This is a genomic window from Nonomuraea sp. NPDC005650, assembly GCF_040605375.1.
Taxonomy (GTDB): domain Bacteria; phylum Actinomycetota; class Actinomycetes; order Streptosporangiales; family Streptosporangiaceae; genus Nonomuraea.
In genome coordinates this window covers 80,712-95,649 of sequence record NZ_JBEXCR010000040.1, presented here as the reverse complement: position 1 = coordinate 95,649, position 14,938 = coordinate 80,712, and the positions used below count along the sequence as shown (strand labels likewise).

Sequence of the window (14,938 nt, the reverse complement as noted above, 5' to 3'; positions counted from 1 at the left end):
TGGTGTGCCGATGAATGGTGGGGTTTTCCCCACCCTCAAAGCGGGCGGGGGTTTTCCCCGCCATCAAAGCGCCGCCTTGAACCCGGCCGGATCGAAAGAGCCCCCCAACATCGCACCCAACCCTCTCCGCGCCACCTCGGCGAACTCCTCCCTACCCAACCCCCCGGCCCCCTCCGGCAGCACCCCGGCCAGCGGCCGCGCGGCCAGCATCTCGAGGTCGCACACGCAACTCCGCTCGACGATCCCGGGCTCACCGGGCCAGCGCCCGATGACGATCCCCGTCGGCTCCAGCCCCCTGTTGGCCATCGCCTCCAGGGTGAGCGCGGTGTGGTTCACCGCCCCCCGCCCGGGCCGGACCACGACGACCACCTGCGCGCTCAGCGCCCGGGCCAGATCCCCGATGGTCCCGCCGTCCTCGTCGAACCGCTCCAGCAACCCCCCGGTGCCCTCCACGACCACCATCCGATTGCTCTCGGCGAGCTCCCGTACGAGCAGCTCCACCTCGGCCAGGGACACGGGCGGCACCCCGGCGACCCGGGCGGCGGCGGCAGGCGGCAGCGGCTCGGCGAACCGCCGTACCTCAAAGGTCGTGCTGACGCCGGCCAGCCGGATCACCTGATCCACATCCCCGGCCTCCCCTGGCGCGACCCCGGTCTGCGCGGCCTTCACCACGGCCACGGACGCCCCACGCCCTCTGGCCAGCACCGCGAGCGCCGCCGTCACGACGGTCTTGCCGACCCCGGCATCGGTACCTGTGACGACGAGAACACTCACGTGACCAGCCTAGACGCGGTGCCCGCTCAACCCGGGCTCTCATCGGGCCTCGCCGTGCAAGATCTGCTCGAAGGTATGTCTGGCGGCTGCGCTCAAGGTCCACGAGGTTTCGTGGACGGTCCGCTTGTCGCGGTCGGTACGGCGGACGAATCCCAGGCCAGCGGCACTGCACAGCTCGTACGTCGTCCCGCTGCATTCGCAGGTGTGCGAGACCACGCGGATGCGCGACGCCCGGCGGTCTGGTTGGTACCAGGTCAATACCAGGTGGCCCGGCAGGGGCGGCGCGGCGTGCGGGCCGTGGAAGTCAGGAATCTCGCCCGCCATCTCAGCAGATCCTTCCTTCGAAGATCTCGACGAGGTTCTTGAGTGCGATGTCGACGCGGGCCATGACGAGTTCGCGGATGTGATCGCCGCCTGGAGGCAGCCGGTATCCGTGCTTCTCGAGAACGGCTCGGATCTCGGCTGTCAGGCGAGGATCGAATCGTAGGTCTGTGGTTCTGTTTGCAGCCACGGGCCGGACCTCCATTGTCCGATCAAGGGCCCGACCAGCAGGGCCTGTTGGTGGGACCCCGACTTCGAGGACCGAGGGATGACGACATGGTAGCCGACCCGGCCAGGGCTGGCCATGGCAGGGCCTGCCTATCTTGGGATAATCCTGGCCGCCTAGCCTTCAAATCGTGAGAATCGATCCGGATGGGCTGCGAGCGCCCTACCTCCAGCTTGCGGACGCGCTCCGCGCCCGCATCGAGGCAGGCGAGATCCCACCTGGCCGCAAGGTGCCATCTCAGACGGAGTTGGAAGAAGAATCCGGCCTGTCCCGGAACACCGTGAAGAAGGCGCTCGACGTACTCAAGAACGAGGGTCTTCTGATCACCGCGCCTGGACGCGGCCTGTTTGTCGCCGAACGTCACGACACCAAACCGGCCTGATGCCGAGGGCTTGTGGCCGTCGGAGTTCTCTGATCGGCCAGACCCAGTAGCTATGCCAGTACTTGAGGCATTTACCTGTATTGCCCGCTGTGTTTAACTCCCGCCCTGTAACCCACACCCTCTGGGAGGAGACCCATGGGGGAGTTCGTTGGGATCGACCCCGGTAGAGCCGATCAGCTCATCCAGCAGATGGAAGCCGGCAAGAGAGTCCTGGCCAGCACGCGACCTGGACTCGAAGCGGCCATCGACGAGGCGAGGGAGGCATGGACCGGCCAGCAAGGCGTAATCGTCATGCACAGGTCCTGGGCGTTCTTCGACGAGAACCAGCGAGACCTCAAATGGCGGATCGACACGATCCGGCGCATGGTTCCGAGCGGGGCACAAGGTCTGGTCACCGTGTTCTTCACCTTCGCCACCGAGTCCGAGGCTGCCCAGCAGGGAAAGAGAGACGCCGCGACCATTTCCGAGGCGCTCAAGCGGCACGATGTCGAGACCACTGTGGAGAGCTGGCACAAGGTAGCCGATGCGCTGGCGGCTACCGGCGAGAAGGTCGACGATCCCGCTTACGCGGCTGCTTTGCTGGGAGCGCTGGGTCCGGACACGTTCCGGGCCACGTTTATGCATTGGATGAGGGACAAGGGACCGGCTGTCATGCAAAGAGGCGTGCCGCCGGGCACTCTTGAGCAGGCCCAGGACACCCTCGGCCTGCTCGCCCGGGCCTACAGCAGCGCGGGAGGTGCCGGGCGATTGGGTGATGAGTGGCGCGAAAAGCTGGTGGAAACAACCGAACCTAGTGTTCTGACCTCGCTGCTCACGCTGGCCAAGCAGTCTGGCACTTTCCTCAACCAGGTGGCCACGCGCCTCCTGAGCCGCCACCTTGCCGCCGAGTCCTCGGCTGGGCAGAACTGGAACTTGAACGCCCTGGTAGAGGCCTACGACGCAGACCCCCAGCCGCTGCAGAGCCTGCTTGCCGAGAACAAGCAGGTCGCGGGCTGGTTGCTGCATCCGGGACGATTTCGTACGACCGGAATCTCCGGTTTCGAAGAGAGGCTGGCAGGAGTGCTGGACAAGGCGTTGAAACCAGGTGCCGGCGTAGCCGACCTGCGTGACCGAGCGTGGCTCAACCTCATCAACGGCCTCGGCGCCGAAGACACTCCATGGATCGGCGGTCAATGGGGAACCTTCAAGGACTCGCCGGTCAGCCGCACATTGGCCGAGAACGTAACGCCTTACCTTGACCAACTCGCCCGTGGCCAAGCCAAGCTCTCTTCGCCGGATCTCGTCACACTGCATCCAACTCCTCCCTGGGACAACCTCGATCCAAGCGTGGCTTCCCGGTTCATGGGGGCGTTGATGCAGGACAAAGCGGCGGCGAGCGCTCTGATGATGGCATCACACGACTACACGGTTGGTCTGGACATTGGGCGCTTCCGGCCGTTCGGGGATGAGAGTACGCAGGCGGAGTACACGTCGCGGACCGCTTTGGCGGGCGGGTTGGCGAATCTGGTGCTTAGCGGGTCCACGCAGGCAGAGTGGAGCGACGACGAGTACGCGGAGTGGCTCGCGGACACCATGACCTTGCCCATCGACTGGCTCTCGAACAAGTACTGGCCGATCAACGATCCAACGACGGCCACGGTTCGGGACAAGGGCTTGGACGACACCAAGAACGTGTTCAAGGACATGATCACGGGGTACTTCGACGAAAAGACCCCAGAGAACGCGAGAAAGGTTGCCGACCAGATCGCGGTGCAGCAGGCTCGGTTGGTTTTCGAATCGCTGGAGCAGTATGGCCAAAAGCCGCTGACCATCTATCAACAGGATGAGGTGCGCATGGCCTTCCGCGGAAGACTCTACAACGGACTGGTTGATGCGCTAGAAAAGCGAGGCGGGTAAGGATGACAATGCCGACGCAGGGCGAGCTGTTCCGGAAGGCCGCCGACAAGGAACTCCTTGCCACCGCCTTCACCCGTTATGCGGAGAATCTGAGCGAGGTTTTCCATGGACACCTAGTAAATCCACGGCATATCGACGCGTTCTGGAAAGGGCCAGCTGCGGATCATTTCACGGCCCAGGCCATGCAGTTGGTACGCGAGATCGGTCAGCTTCGAGAGGCGTGCACGACAACGGCCGACCATCTGCGCAAACAAGCCCAGCTGTTGCGCAGTGAGGCGGCCCAACTGTCGAGCTGACTACAGGAGTGAGTCTCCCTTCGGGTTAGCCGCCGCGCTCGTAGCAGCTGGTCTTTCCGACGATCATGATGTTGGGGTTCTGTCCATTGCGCACGGTCACCAAGAATGTAATTCCTGCCCGCGAGTTCTGCGACAACGTCACGCCCAGATTCTCATCGCGGAGATCCAGTTCGTCCGCGATTTTGTCATAGCCCAAGCTTTCCAGCTTGCCCAGCATTAAGCCGGCCGAATTACTCGGTGAATTCACGTCCGGCGGAGGATTGAAATCGCCCTGCGCCCGGAAGAACCGCTGAACTTGGCCTTGTAGACACCCGACTTCGCTGTCTTTGTCCGCGCGTTCGGTCACGGTTACCGTTCCTGCGGCGGTCAACTCCCGGGACGCCACCAACTTCTCGCCGTCGGCAACGAGCTGTGCCGCCGCCGCCTTCAGCGTGGGTCTCTCGGACTCTGCCGAGCAGGCTGACATGACGGCGAGGCACGTAAGCAACGCAGCAACAGATATACAACGGCCACGAAGTCGCACGTCCCGGACCCTACCGAATCCTCACCCTGTCGTATATGCGCTATGCCGATTGCGGTTTCATCCGTTGGCCGGCCGAGACTTCAGGCTTGGACAGAGTTGCTGATCCTCCGGCCCGGCTCCTCAGCCTACGCGCCTGGCCATACGACCACGTGGGCCCACTGCCTCACAGGCCGCTCCGCCCAGCCACTGGAACACCCATTGGTAGGCCCGAGAAACTCTACGGCCGCCGCAGGCGGGTGACGAACTTGTACCGGTCGCCGCGGTAGAGGGACTGGGCCCACTCGACGGGGTTGCCGTCGGCGTCGAAGGCGTGGCGGGTCAGGAGGAGCATGGGGAGGCCGACGTCGACGCCGAGGGCCTTGGCGTCGTACGGGGTGGCCAGGACGGTCTCGATGATCTCTTCGGCGTCCGTGAGCCGGACGTTGTAGGCGTTGTGCAGCGTCTCGTACAGGGACGCGTGGACCTCGAGCTCCCGCCGCAGCCGGGGGAAGCGGCGCGCGGACAGGTGGGTGGTGTCGATGGAGACCGGTTCGCCGTTGGCCAGCCGGAGGCGGTGGATGCGCAGCACGCGACCGCCGGGGTTGATGGCCAGGCGCCTGGCCAGGGCCTCGTCGGCGGTGATGTAGCCGATCTCGAGTATCTTCGTGTCCGGTTCGAGGCCCGCCGTGCGCAGGTCGCCGATGTACGAGGTGAGCTGCAGCACCTGCGCCACCTTCGGCTGGGCCACGAACGTGCCCTTGCCCTGGATGCGCAGCAGCCGGCCCTCCACCACGAGCTCGGTCAGCGCCTGCCTGACCGTGGTGCGGGAGGTCTCGAACCGTACGGCGAGCGTGCGCTCCGGCGGCAGCGCCGTGCCCGCGGGCAGGGTCTTCGTGAGCTCCAGCACGCTGCGTTTGACGTCGTAGTACTTCGGTACGCGGGGGCTGTCGTCTGTCACGCGCTCACCTTCACTTCTGCCACGGCGGTGAGGGCGTGTCTGATCACCGCGAGATCATCGGAACTCACATCGGCCCCAGCGGTCAACAGCCGACTGTGACGGCAGACCGGCACCGGGCGGGTACGGTTGCCGGCACGCACGGATCCGGGCAGCTCAGGCTGATTGTGAAGGATATCCACAGCGGCGAGCGCGATCGCAACCGAGGCCGGTCCGTGAGCCGTGTCGCGGCGGAACCACCTGCCCGTGTCGATCACCTCCGAATCGCCCGTCTGCGGTTCGGGCAGCTCTCATGGTGTGACGGTTCTCACAATATGAGATTCCCGATATGTCGAGTTGGGTGCACGATGCCGTATCTGCCGTCACTGTGCGAATGAGCGGGTGTGCGGCTTCGTCATGCGGAGTCCTGCCCGCGCATTCGGGCGCGCATTCAGCCAGGGAGCCGGTTTGGTTGTTGCGGGGAAAAGCACGCATGATGCACCTGTGCCGACTCTCAGCGACCTCGTAGCCCGCCACACCGCCCTCGACGAGGCGGATCTCGACTGGCTGCACTCGCTGGTCTCCGACTGGCAGCTGCTGGCCGACCTGTCGTTCGCCGATCTCATCCTGTGGGCGCCGCTGCTGGGCGAGAGCGGGTGGATCGCGATCGCGCAGATGCGCCCGACCACCGGCCCCACCGTCTACCACGACGACATCGTCGGCAGCGTCGCCGCCAAGGGCGAGCGCCACCTGATCGACACCGCCTGGAACGAGCGCCGCATCTGCCGCGAGGGCGACCCCGACTGGTCCACGGGCGTGCCGGTGCGCGAGGAGACCATCCCCGTGCGGCGGACCGTCGAGGGCGGCGAGGGGCGGTTCCTGGCGGTGATCCAGCGCTCCACGAACCTCTCCTCCGCCCGCACCCCGTCCCGCCTGGAGCTGACCTATCTCCAGAGCGCCTCCGACCTGGCGCAGATGGTGGCCGAGGGCCGGTTCCCGTTCTCGGGCGAGGAGCCGATCCTGGTGCGCTCGCCGCGCGTCGGCGACGGCCTGCTGCGGCTCGACCGGGCCGGGCGCGTCACGTACGCCTCGCCGAACGCCCTGTCCGCCTACCGGCGGCTCGGCCTGCACGCCGACCTGGTCGGGGCCGAGCTGGGCCGGGTCACCGCGACGCTCTGCTACTCCGACGAGCCGATCAACGAAGACCTCATGATCGTGGCCAGCGGGCGCGCGGCCAAGGAGACCGAGGTCGAGTCGGGCGGCACGATCGTGCAGCTCAGGGCCATCCCGCTGATCGTCGGCGGCGGCCGCATCGGCGCGCTCGTGCTCATCAGGGACGTGACCGAGCTGCGGCGCCGCGAGCGCGAGCTGATGACCAAGGACGCCACGATCCGCGAGATCCACCACCGGGTGAAGAACAACCTGCAGACCGTCGCCGCGCTGCTGCGCCTCCAGGCCAGACGGCTGCAGGTGCCCGAGGGCCGGGAGGCGCTGGAGGAGGCGGTGCGCAGGGTCGGGTCGATCGCGATCGTGCACGAGACGCTGTCCCACGCGCCCGAGGAGTTCGTGGACTTCGACGAGATCGCCGACCGGGTGTTCGCGATGGCGGGGGAGGTGTCGGCCGCGGAGGTGGGCGTCATGCCGCGGCGCGTCGGCGGCTTCGGCGTGCTGCCCTCGCTCATCGCCACGCCGCTGGCCATGGCGCTGACCGAGCTGCTGCAGAACGCGATGCAGCACGGGCGGCCCAAGCGGCTGGAGGTGGTGGTCGAGCCCACGCTCGACCGGCTCAACGTCACGGTGTGGGACGACGGCCGCGGGCTTCCTGAGGGCTTCGACCTCGACAGCTCCACCAGCCTGGGGCTGCAGATCGTCCGTACGCTGGTCGAAGGGGAGCTTTCCGGCCGGCTGTCCATCGAGCCGAGGCTCGGAGGGGGTACGGAGGTCACGCTGTCGATCCCGCTCCCGGCGGCCTGATCCCGGTCCGTACGCGTCCGCCGGGGTTCGACGGGAGTACGGGGGCCCGGCGCGTCGGGTGCGGGCACGTCGAAGGGCGGCGGTGCGTCGGCCGAGGTGACGGCTGGGGCGGTGGCGCGTCCGGCGGGTGGCGCGGCGGCCGGCGGCGACGCATCGGGCGGGGAGGGGTGCGGCGGCGCGCGAGCCGATCGGGGCTCGGGCGTCGCGGGGTCAGCTGAAAGTCGCGGTCAGACGAGTCGCGGTCAGATGAGAGGTCGCGGTCAGGTAAGAGGTCGCGGTCAGATGAAGGTGGCGGGTCAGGCGGTGAGGCGGGCGCGGTGGCGAGCGGTGCGGCGCTTGAGAGCGCGGCGCTCGTCCTCGCTGAGGCCACCCCAGACGCCGGCGTCCTGCCCGGACTCCAGCGCCCACTTCAGGCAGGCTTCGACGGCCGAGCAGGAACGGCAGACCTGCTTGGCTTCTTCGATCTGCATGAGTGCCGGGCCGGTGTTGCCGATCGGGAAGAACAGCTCGGGGTCCACGTCACGGCAGGCAGCTCGGTGGCGCCAGTCCATGCGTCCACTCCTTAGTAGATGGAGCCTCTGGTCGGCTCCGTGCGGCTACTACTTTGTGAAGAGTTTCACTAACTCGCGCGAACAATGCCCTGGACCTGTGTGGACCCGGGATTGCCCGCTGACACTCGGGGAGAACCTTGGGGTTGTTAAAGGTCCTACGTTCCGACGTCAGTCTTGAGACTGTCAGCCACGCTGAGTGCACGCAAGAGGGTTGACGGGAAGTTTTGGCTGTTATGGATGTCGGATGCGTCACACAATGACCGAATGTAACCGTCTAGACCAAAACTTGTAACGCGTTCGGTGTAGACCGAAACGTTACGGTCTCGCATTCGCCCAGGTAGTCCCCGTCCAGTTGGAAGGCCACGGGCCGGTCCGCGGTGAGCGTCACCTCGGCCTCGTCGTGCAGCTGAACGAGGTGCCGGCCGCCCGGAAGTGCGTCACTCTCCGTGAGAATCTGCCGGATCACCGACGCGATTGACATCGGCCCCATCCGGCGCAGTCCGAGAAGGTCGAGCCCGGTCTCGAAGCTCGCCCACGGGGTCGGGTGCACGGCTCTGCTGCCGACGTACGTCCACGGCGAGGTGTTCGAGACGATCGCCATGAACAACCCCCGGGCCGTCGGGATGCCGGGACCGGTCAGGGTCATCGCTGGATGCCGCTTGTCCGTGGCCAGATAGTGCCGTAGGGCGGTGTTCACATACCGTGCAGGTGTTGCTTTACGGCCGGTGCCTCTCAGGCCTTCTACGGCCCGTACGACCTCCGCGTCGTAGCCCATGCCCGAGCAGAAGGTGAAGTATCGGCTCCGGCCTTCCCAAAGGGCTTGCCCCAAACCCACGGTCCTGCGCCGGTCCTCCCTGAGCGCCTCCAGCACCGCCCCCGTGGACTCCACCGGGTCGTTCGGCAGCCCCAGCGCCCGGGCGAACACGTTCGCGCTGCCCCCGGGGATGACGATCAGCGCGGGCCGGCCCTCGCTGCCGGTCGGGACGTCGTCGCCGTTGACCGGGTTGAGCAGGCCGTTCACGGCCTCGTTGATCGTCCCGTCGCCGCCGAGCACCGCCACGACGTCGTACCCCTTGGCCCGCGCGGTGGCGGCCAGCGCCGCGGCGTGCCCGCGGTAACGGGTCTCCTCCACCGTCAGCTCCACGGCCGCGCCGAGTGCGCGGATCAGCACGTTACGCGTACGGGCGTTCGTGGTCGTGGCCTTGGGATTCACCAATAGCATGGTGCGCATATCGCCAGCGTATCCGCTGGACTTGTGGGCGTTATCGGCCGAACGTCCTATTTCTCGGACCGGCTTGCCCGGGGGGTAGGGTACGGGCGTGAATCGTCGTCCGGTCACCCTCGTCATCGCCGCCGCCATCGTCGCCCTGGAAGGCCTGGTGGCGCTCGGGCTCGGCATCTACGTCGGCGTGGAGACCCTGGTCAGCACCCCGGACAACCTCACCACCGCCATCGCCGAGTCGGCGTTCGGCGTGCTGATCGGAGCGGGGCTGCTCTGGGTGGCGTGGGGCGGGCTGTTCAAGATGGAGCGCTGGGGGCGGTCGCCCGGCGTCCTGACGCAGATCTTCATCGTGCCGATCTCCGTCACGCTCATCCAGTCGGGCCAGCCCCAGCTCGGGATCCCGCTGATCGTGATCGCGCTGGCGGGGTTGGCGACGCTGCTGGCGCCGCCCACCACCCACGCTCTCTACGGAGACGGCTAGTCTTCGGCGGTCAAACCCTCGCGCAGCTGCGCGAGGGTGCGGGCCAGCAGGCGCGAGACGTGCATCTGCGAGATGCCCAGCTCTGTGGCGATCTGCGACTGCGTCATATTGCCGAAGAAGCGCAACAGCAGGATGCGCTTCTCCCGTGGCGGCAGCCGTTCGAGCAGCGGTTTCAGCGACTCGCGGTATTCGACGCCCTCGAGCGACTCGTCCACGATGCCCAGCGAGTCGGACACCGCGGGGGCGTCGTCGTCGCCGGAGTCGGGCGCGTCGAGCGAAACCGTCGAGTAGGCGTTGGCCGACTCGAGGCCCTCGAGCACCTCCTCCTCGGTCATCTTCAGGTAGGAGGCCAGCTCGGCCACGGTCGGCGCGCGGCCCTCGCGCTGCGAGAGGTCGCTGATCGCCTTGGTCAGCGAGAGCTTCAGCTCCTGCAGGCGGCGCGGGACGCGGACGGCCCAGCCCTTGTCGCGGAAGTGACGCTTGATCTCGCCGACGATCGTGGGCGTGGCGTACGTGGAGAACTCCACGCCGCGGTTGAGGTCGAACCGGTCGATCGACTTGATCAGGCCGATGGTGGCGACCTGGGTCAGGTCGTCGAGCCACTCGCCCCTGTTCCGAAAGCGGCGGGCCAGGTATTCGACCAGGGGAAGGTGAAGCTCGACCAGCTCGTCTCTGATGCGCTGGCGGCGCGGCTCCTCGGGGCCCAGCTCGGCCAGCTCGGCGAAGAGCATGCGGGCACGCACCCGGTCGGGCACGGCGTGTTCGCTGGTGGCCATGGCTCCAGTCCTTTCCGTCACGCCGGCCTCGCTGCGCCTCGGCGCTTACGCAGGACGATAGCCATGCGATCTGGGGAGTCGGTCACCGCGTCGACGTCGTCGGCCAGGGCGGTCAGCACCATCCAGGCGAAGTCATCGCGTTTGGGCGCGGAGCTGCCGACCGTGGCCACTTCGACCCTGACCTGCATCTCATGGCCGGTCAGCTCGAACTCGGCGGTGAGGTCGGTGCCGGGCACCGCCTCGCTCAGCAGCATGGCGCACGCCTCGTCGACCGCGATCCGCAGATCCTCGATCTCGTCGAGCGTGAAGTCAAGCCGCGCCGCCAGCCCGGCGGTAGCCGTACGCAGCACAGACAGGTAGGCACTGGCGGCGGGGAGCCTGATGCTCACCACGTCGCGGATGCCGGCCACGCCCTCCGCGCGCGTCTCGGTTTCCTCGGTCACGTTCCTCCTCGCGTTTCCGACGCCAACTGCAACTTACCGCCCCGGGGAGGTGCTTGGACGATTCAGACTCGCCATCAACGGAAAAGGCTCTGTGCGACCTGCTGCCGCACAGAGCCTTATGTGCCGTTTTAGGCGGCCTTGGTCTCCCAGAAGATCTTGGAGATTTCGTCGATCTTGCCCAGCAGGTCCTCGGCCTTGGCGACGTCGACCGTGCCCTTGGCGCCGGCGGCGCCCGCGAGCTTGGTGGCGTCCCAGAAGAGCTGGTGAAGCTGAGGGTACTGCTCCAGGTGCGGAGGCTTGAAGTAGTCGGTCCACAGCACCCACAGGTGGTGCTTGACCAGCTCGGCCCGCTCCTCCTTGATGGAGAGCGCGCGGGCGCGGAAGACCGCGTCCTCGTTGGCCGCGTACTTTTCCATGATCGCCTTGACCGACTCGGCCTCGATGCGGGCCTGAGCGGGGTCGTAGACGCCACAGGGCAGGTCGCAGTGTGCGGAAGCGACATGCTTGGGTCGTAGCAGTCGTGCGAGCATCAGAAAGTCCTTCCTTGATGCTGAATCAGCTTGGTCCACAACCGACCTTACTCGGGTCCCAACGCCTGCGGAGTAGGGGGTCACAGCCCATGAGAGTGCGTGTCGAGGGCGATTCGATGCGCCCCGCGCTGGTTCCCGGCGACTGGCTCCTCGTACGCCGGGGCGCCACCGTCCACCCGGGCGATCTCGTGGTGGCGAGGCTTCCCGGCGATCCCGGCCGGCTCATCGTGAAACGGGCGCAGTGGCACGGCCAGGACGGGTGGTGGCTGGAGAGCGACAACCAGCGGGCCGGCGGCCGGCGGGACAGCTGGGACTTCGGGCCGGTCCACGACATCGTGGGACGGGTCGTGCTGCGCTACTGGCCCCTCCTGCGGCGGCGGCGTTAGGAGCCGGTGCGCCGGCGGGCGCGGAAGGCGGCGACGTTCGCGCGGCTGGCGCAGCGGGCGGAGCAGTAGCGCCGGGAACGGTTGGACGAGGTGTCCAGGAACGCCTTCCCGCAGTGCGGCTCCTGGCACCGGCCGAGCCGGTCCGCACCCAGCTCCGCCACGACCGCGGCCAGGCCCATGACGGCGCAGGCGGCGGAGTCGTCGGCCAGGTGGAGGTGCCAGCCCCCGCCGTCGTGGTCGGTGAGCTGGGGGCGTACGGGGTAGCGCACCAGCAGGGCGTTGAGCCGCTGCGCCACGGCCCGCTCGTCGTCGGCCCCGTCGAACGCGGCGGCCAGCTCCTCCCGCAGCGGCCTCAGCTCCGGCGGCGGGTCCGGATCGTTGACCAGCCGGACGGCCCACTCGGCGTAAGAGGTGAGGTCCATGCGGGTGTATTACATCACGGGTCCCGGCGGCCATGGCCGAGATTCCGCCCTGGGCGAGCCACGGGCGGGCTTCGAGGAGTTTCGAGGAGTGCGGTCAGGCGCGGCTGAGACGGCGCTTCAGGCGCGGCGCACGCCCCCGGGCTCAAGGAGACGCCGGGGCGGCGCTGCGACGCGTGCCGGGGCGCTGAAGCCCGGTGGGCGGGGCGCTCCCCGCACCAGGCGGGCGGACGCGCCCCGCACGGGTCACTCCTCTGGGTGCAGGACGCGGTGGAGGAAGGCGCGCGTGCGTTCCTGCTGCGGGTCGCCGATCACCCGCGCCGGCTCGCCGTCCTCGACGATCACGCCGCCGTCCATGAACACGACCCGGTCGGCCACCTGCCGGGCGAACCCCATCTCGTGGGTGACCACGAGCATGGTCATGCCCTCCTCCGCCAGCTTCCGCATGACGGTGAGCACGTCTCCGACCAGCTCGGGGTCGAGCGCCGAGGTGGGCTCGTCGAACAGCATCAGCTCCGGGTTCATGGCCAGCGCCCTGGCGATCGCCACCCGCTGTTGCTGGCCGCCCGACAACTGCGCCGGGTAGGCGTCGCACTTGGCGCCGACGCCGACCTTGTCCAGGTTCTCCCTGGCGACGACCTCGGCTTCCTTCCTGCCCCGCTTCAGCACGCGCTGCTGGGCGATCATCACGTTCTGCAGCGCGGTCATGTGCGGGAACAGGTTGAACTGCTGGAAGACCATGCCGATGCGGCGGCGTACGGCGTCGATGTCCACGTCGGGGTCGGTGAGCTCGACGCCCTCCACGAACACCTTGCCCTTGGTGGGCACCTCCAGCAGGTTCACGCAGCGCAGCAGGGTGGACTTGCCGGAGCCCGACGGGCCGATGACGCAGACCACCTGGCCCGGGTCGATGGTGAAGTCGATGCCCTTGAGCACCTCGTTGGCGCCGAAGTACTTGTGCAGGTCCCTGATCTCGACGGCGTGCGTCATCGCGCCCTCTCCGCTCGTGCCTCCAGCCGCCGCACCAGGTAGCCCAGCGGGATCGTGACGATGAGGTACGTCACGCCGGCGACCATGATGGGCGTGGCGTTGGACTGCTCGGAGGACAGGTCGTTGCCGAACTTGGCCAGCTCCACGTACTCGCCGGAGACCCCGAGGAAGAGGATCAGCGACGAGTCCTTGAGCAGCGCGATGAACTGGTTGGTGGTCGGCGGGATCACGATGCGGACCGCCTGCGGGATCACCACGGTGAACAGCGCCCTGGTCGCAGACATGCCGAGAGACCTGGCCGCCTCGGTCTGCCCCTTGGGCACGGCCTGCAGGCCGGCGCGGAAGACCTCCGCCTGGTAGGCCGAGCCGACCAGGGTGAGCCCGAGGATGCCCTCGCCGTACTTGCCTCCCGGAACCTCGAACCCGGGAAGCGCGATGGGGAGGAAGAGGATCAGCAGGAAGATCAGCAGCGCCGGGAGCCCGCGGAAGATCTCGATGTAGACGCCGGCGATCCAGCGGTAGGGGCGGACCTGTGACAGCCGCATGAGCGCGAGCACGAGGCCGAACACGAAGGAGAAGAAGAAACCGCCCACCGAGTAGATGATCGTGTTCTTCAACGCGATCGTGAACAGCTCGGGGAAGGCCTTCTCCGCGATGTCGGGCCTGGCGAAGTTCTCCGCCAGGCTCGTCCAGTCGGCGTAGAGGACAAGTGCGATGACCGCGACGGCCAGCACGGCGTACTGGACGCCGCGGATGACGCGTTGTCTCTTCCGAGGGCTGAGCCCGGCGCGCGCGGGCTCAGCCGTCTTCGGCTGGTCGGCCATGGATCAGCCCAGCTCGCCGGGCTTCTTGCCGAACCACTTCATGTAGATCTTCTCGTAGGTGCCGTCTTGCTTGGACTTGGCGATCTCTTCATTGATCGTCTTGAGCAGCACCGGGTCGGCGCCCTTCTTCAGGCCGAGGCCGTACTGCTCGCCGGTGTCCAGGCTGCCGATCAGCTCGAACTTCGCGGCGATCTCCGGCTTCTTCAGCCAGGTGAGCACCACGGGCAGGTCCTGGACGATCACGTCGGCCTGCCCGGCCTGCAGGGCCAGCAGCTCCTTGGCGGAGTCGGCGTACTCGGTCGGGTCGAAGCCCTGCTTCTTGACGTAGTCGAGGCCGGTGGTGCTGGCCTGGGCGCCCAGCTTGAGGTTCTTGGCCTTGACGTCGGCCAGCGACGTCGCGCCGGTGCCCTTCTTGGCGAGCAGCGCCTGGGTGGCGTCGAAGTACGGGTCGGAGAAGTCGATGTTCGCCTTGCGCTCCGGCGTGATCGTCATGCCGGCCGCGGCCAGGTCGCACTTCTTCGCCGCCATGGCGGCACCGCTCTTGATCACCGCGAAGTCGATGTCCACGATCTCCTGGGTCACGCCCAGCTTCTTCGCGACAAGGTCGACCATGTCCACGTCGAACCCGACGATCTTGCCGCTCGCGTCCTTGAACTGGAACGGCTCGTACGGGATGTTCGTGCAGACCGTGAGCTTGCCCGGCTGCACCAGCTGGGCGCCGCCGGCGGCGGAGGCGCTCGCGCTCGTGGTGGAGCTCGTGCCGGCGCTGCCACCGCTCCCGCACGCGGTCAGCGTCAGGGCGGCGGTCAGCGCGAGCGCGCCGGCGGCATAGCCACGGCGGCCCTTGGGGCTGAGGGCCATGTACGGCCTCCTCGATGTGAAAAGCAATGAAACTTGCGTTTTGTGCAGTTTAAATGGGGTTTCGCACCGCTCCGTCATCAGACATTTAACGATGCGTCAACGGAACGGCGTCGGCACTGACACCGACCCCATCTCAGCATGTGGCACGAT

General features: G+C 67.4%; 20 protein-coding genes. 6 read left to right on the top strand and 14 right to left on the bottom strand.

Going from position 1 to position 14,938, the window contains the following annotated elements; translation table 11 throughout:
* Window positions 1-63: 63 nt before the first annotated feature.
* The gene (bioD, locus tag ABZS69_RS49430; RefSeq protein WP_355386526.1) at window positions 64-774 is read right to left on the bottom strand and encodes a dethiobiotin synthase; all 711 of its coding nucleotides are present in this window, start codon (window positions 772-774) and stop codon (window positions 64-66) included.
* A gap of 39 nt (window positions 775-813) precedes the next feature.
* Entirely contained in the window at window positions 814-1,098 is a 285-nt protein-coding gene (locus tag ABZS69_RS49425; protein WP_355386523.1) for a hypothetical protein, read from the bottom strand.
* 353 nt (window positions 1,099-1,451) lie between these two features.
* On the opposite strand from ABZS69_RS49425, the gene ABZS69_RS49420 reads away from it, so the two are divergent.
* From ABZS69_RS49420 to ABZS69_RS49410, 3 genes are all read left to right on the top strand, one after another.
* Window positions 1,452-1,703, top strand: a complete 252-nt coding sequence (locus ABZS69_RS49420; protein ID WP_355386520.1) for a GntR family transcriptional regulator — start codon at window positions 1,452-1,454, stop codon at window positions 1,701-1,703.
* Between the two features lie 135 nt (window positions 1,704-1,838).
* Window positions 1,839-3,599 (top strand): hypothetical protein, encoded by a 1,761-nt coding sequence (locus ABZS69_RS49415; RefSeq protein ID WP_355386517.1) that lies wholly within the window; start codon window positions 1,839-1,841, stop codon window positions 3,597-3,599.
* Window positions 3,600-3,607: 8 nt separating this feature from the next.
* Window positions 3,608-3,895 carry a hypothetical protein gene (locus tag ABZS69_RS49410; RefSeq protein ID WP_355386514.1) on the top strand — a complete coding sequence of 96 codons (288 nt, stop codon included), beginning with the start codon at window positions 3,608-3,610 and terminating at the stop codon, window positions 3,893-3,895.
* 25 nt (window positions 3,896-3,920) lie between these two features.
* Here the strand turns inward: ABZS69_RS49410 and ABZS69_RS49405 are convergent, their stop codons facing one another.
* The 3 genes from ABZS69_RS49405 to ABZS69_RS49395 all read right to left on the bottom strand — a co-directional run bounded on the left by ABZS69_RS49405 (window position 3,921) and on the right by ABZS69_RS49395 (window position 5,609).
* Window positions 3,921-4,361: a hypothetical protein gene (locus ABZS69_RS49405; protein WP_355386511.1), complete on the bottom strand. Its 441-nt coding sequence runs from the start codon at window positions 4,359-4,361 to the stop codon at window positions 3,921-3,923.
* 274 nt (window positions 4,362-4,635) lie between these two features.
* A complete protein-coding gene (locus tag ABZS69_RS49400; protein ID WP_355386508.1) occupies window positions 4,636-5,355 on the bottom strand; it encodes a GntR family transcriptional regulator in 720 nt (239 codons plus the stop codon).
* Window positions 5,352-5,609 (bottom strand): hypothetical protein, encoded by a 258-nt coding sequence (locus tag ABZS69_RS49395; RefSeq protein ID WP_355386505.1) that lies wholly within the window; start codon window positions 5,607-5,609, stop codon window positions 5,352-5,354. The genes ABZS69_RS49400 and ABZS69_RS49395 overlap by 4 nt, the downstream gene beginning before the upstream one ends.
* Before the next feature lie 226 nt (window positions 5,610-5,835).
* On the opposite strand from ABZS69_RS49395, the gene ABZS69_RS49390 reads away from it, so the two are divergent.
* Window positions 5,836-7,305, top strand: coding sequence for a histidine kinase N-terminal domain-containing protein (locus tag ABZS69_RS49390; RefSeq protein WP_355386502.1), 1,470 nt, complete (start codon window positions 5,836-5,838; stop codon window positions 7,303-7,305).
* 296 nt (window positions 7,306-7,601) lie between these two features.
* Here the strand turns inward: ABZS69_RS49390 and ABZS69_RS49385 are convergent, their stop codons facing one another.
* A complete protein-coding gene (locus tag ABZS69_RS49385) occupies window positions 7,602-7,856 on the bottom strand; it encodes a WhiB family transcriptional regulator (protein ID WP_185068358.1) in 255 nt (84 codons plus the stop codon).
* Window positions 7,857-8,130: 274 nt separating this feature from the next.
* The gene (locus ABZS69_RS49380) at window positions 8,131-9,078 is read right to left on the bottom strand and encodes a diacylglycerol kinase family protein (RefSeq protein ID WP_355386636.1); all 948 of its coding nucleotides are present in this window, start codon (window positions 9,076-9,078) and stop codon (window positions 8,131-8,133) included.
* Window positions 9,079-9,175: 97 nt separating this feature from the next.
* Between ABZS69_RS49380 and ABZS69_RS49375 the strand changes: the two genes are divergently transcribed.
* Entirely contained in the window at window positions 9,176-9,559 is a 384-nt protein-coding gene (locus ABZS69_RS49375) for a hypothetical protein (protein ID WP_355386498.1), read from the top strand.
* Here ABZS69_RS49375 and ABZS69_RS49370 read toward each other — a convergent pair.
* From ABZS69_RS49370 to sodN, 3 genes are all read right to left on the bottom strand, one after another.
* On the bottom strand, window positions 9,556-10,335 hold the full coding sequence (locus ABZS69_RS49370) for an RNA polymerase sigma factor SigF (protein WP_176573444.1): 780 nt from the start codon (window positions 10,333-10,335) through the stop codon (window positions 9,556-9,558). The two genes, ABZS69_RS49375 and ABZS69_RS49370, sit on opposite strands and share 4 nt — an antisense overlap.
* A gap of 17 nt (window positions 10,336-10,352) precedes the next feature.
* Window positions 10,353-10,778, bottom strand: coding sequence for an anti-sigma factor (locus ABZS69_RS49365; RefSeq protein WP_127936220.1), 426 nt, complete (start codon window positions 10,776-10,778; stop codon window positions 10,353-10,355).
* 128 nt (window positions 10,779-10,906) lie between these two features.
* A complete protein-coding gene (gene sodN, locus ABZS69_RS49360) occupies window positions 10,907-11,308 on the bottom strand; it encodes a superoxide dismutase, Ni (RefSeq protein ID WP_350729297.1) in 402 nt (133 codons plus the stop codon).
* A 17-nt stretch (window positions 11,309-11,325) separates the two neighbouring features.
* Here sodN and ABZS69_RS49355 point away from each other — a divergent pair, with 17 nt between their 5' ends.
* Complete coding sequence (locus ABZS69_RS49355) at window positions 11,326-11,694, top strand: S24 family peptidase (protein ID WP_355386493.1); 369 nt, start codon at window positions 11,326-11,328, stop codon at window positions 11,692-11,694.
* On the opposite strand, the gene ABZS69_RS49350 is transcribed toward ABZS69_RS49355, so the two are convergent.
* From ABZS69_RS49350 to ABZS69_RS49335, 4 genes are all read right to left on the bottom strand, one after another.
* A complete protein-coding gene (locus tag ABZS69_RS49350; RefSeq protein WP_355386490.1) occupies window positions 11,691-12,116 on the bottom strand; it encodes a CGNR zinc finger domain-containing protein in 426 nt (141 codons plus the stop codon). The genes ABZS69_RS49355 and ABZS69_RS49350 overlap by 4 nt on opposite strands.
* Before the next feature lie 243 nt (window positions 12,117-12,359).
* The gene (locus ABZS69_RS49345) at window positions 12,360-13,103 is read right to left on the bottom strand and encodes an amino acid ABC transporter ATP-binding protein (RefSeq protein ID WP_355386487.1); all 744 of its coding nucleotides are present in this window, start codon (window positions 13,101-13,103) and stop codon (window positions 12,360-12,362) included.
* Window positions 13,100-13,927 (bottom strand): amino acid ABC transporter permease, encoded by an 828-nt coding sequence (locus ABZS69_RS49340; RefSeq protein ID WP_355386484.1) that lies wholly within the window; start codon window positions 13,925-13,927, stop codon window positions 13,100-13,102. Before ABZS69_RS49340 ends, ABZS69_RS49345 begins: the two co-directional genes overlap by 4 nt.
* A gap of 3 nt (window positions 13,928-13,930) precedes the next feature.
* Window positions 13,931-14,788 (bottom strand): ABC transporter substrate-binding protein, encoded by an 858-nt coding sequence (locus ABZS69_RS49335; RefSeq protein WP_355386481.1) that lies wholly within the window; start codon window positions 14,786-14,788, stop codon window positions 13,931-13,933.
* Window positions 14,789-14,938: the final 150 nt, after the last annotated feature.

Coding starts and splice junctions, on each gene's coding strand:
- ABZS69_RS49425 (WP_355386523.1), bottom strand. CDS start 1,098: ATGGCGGGCGAGATTCCTGACTTCCACGGCCCGCACGCCGCGCCGCCC.
- ABZS69_RS49415 (WP_355386517.1), top strand. CDS start 1,839: ATGGGGGAGTTCGTTGGGATCGACCCCGGTAGAGCCGATCAGCTCATC.
- ABZS69_RS49410 (WP_355386514.1), top strand. CDS start 3,608: ATGCCGACGCAGGGCGAGCTGTTCCGGAAGGCCGCCGACAAGGAACTC.
- ABZS69_RS49405 (WP_355386511.1), bottom strand. CDS start 4,361: ATGTCAGCCTGCTCGGCAGAGTCCGAGAGACCCACGCTGAAGGCGGCG.
- ABZS69_RS49385 (WP_185068358.1), bottom strand. CDS start 7,856: ATGGACTGGCGCCACCGAGCTGCCTGCCGTGACGTGGACCCCGAGCTG.
- ABZS69_RS49380 (WP_355386636.1), bottom strand. CDS start 9,078: ATGCTATTGGTGAATCCCAAGGCCACGACCACGAACGCCCGTACGCGT.
- ABZS69_RS49370 (WP_176573444.1), bottom strand. CDS start 10,335: ATGGCCACCAGCGAACACGCCGTGCCCGACCGGGTGCGTGCCCGCATG.
- sodN (WP_350729297.1), bottom strand. CDS start 11,308: ATGCTCGCACGACTGCTACGACCCAAGCATGTCGCTTCCGCACACTGC.
- ABZS69_RS49355 (WP_355386493.1), top strand. CDS start 11,326: ATGCTGAATCAGCTTGGTCCACAACCGACCTTACTCGGGTCCCAACGC.
- ABZS69_RS49350 (WP_355386490.1), bottom strand. CDS start 12,116: ATGGACCTCACCTCTTACGCCGAGTGGGCCGTCCGGCTGGTCAACGAT.
- ABZS69_RS49345 (WP_355386487.1), bottom strand. CDS start 13,103: ATGACGCACGCCGTCGAGATCAGGGACCTGCACAAGTACTTCGGCGCC.
- ABZS69_RS49340 (WP_355386484.1), bottom strand. CDS start 13,927: ATGGCCGACCAGCCGAAGACGGCTGAGCCCGCGCGCGCCGGGCTCAGC.
- ABZS69_RS49335 (WP_355386481.1), bottom strand. CDS start 14,788: ATGGCCCTCAGCCCCAAGGGCCGCCGTGGCTATGCCGCCGGCGCGCTC.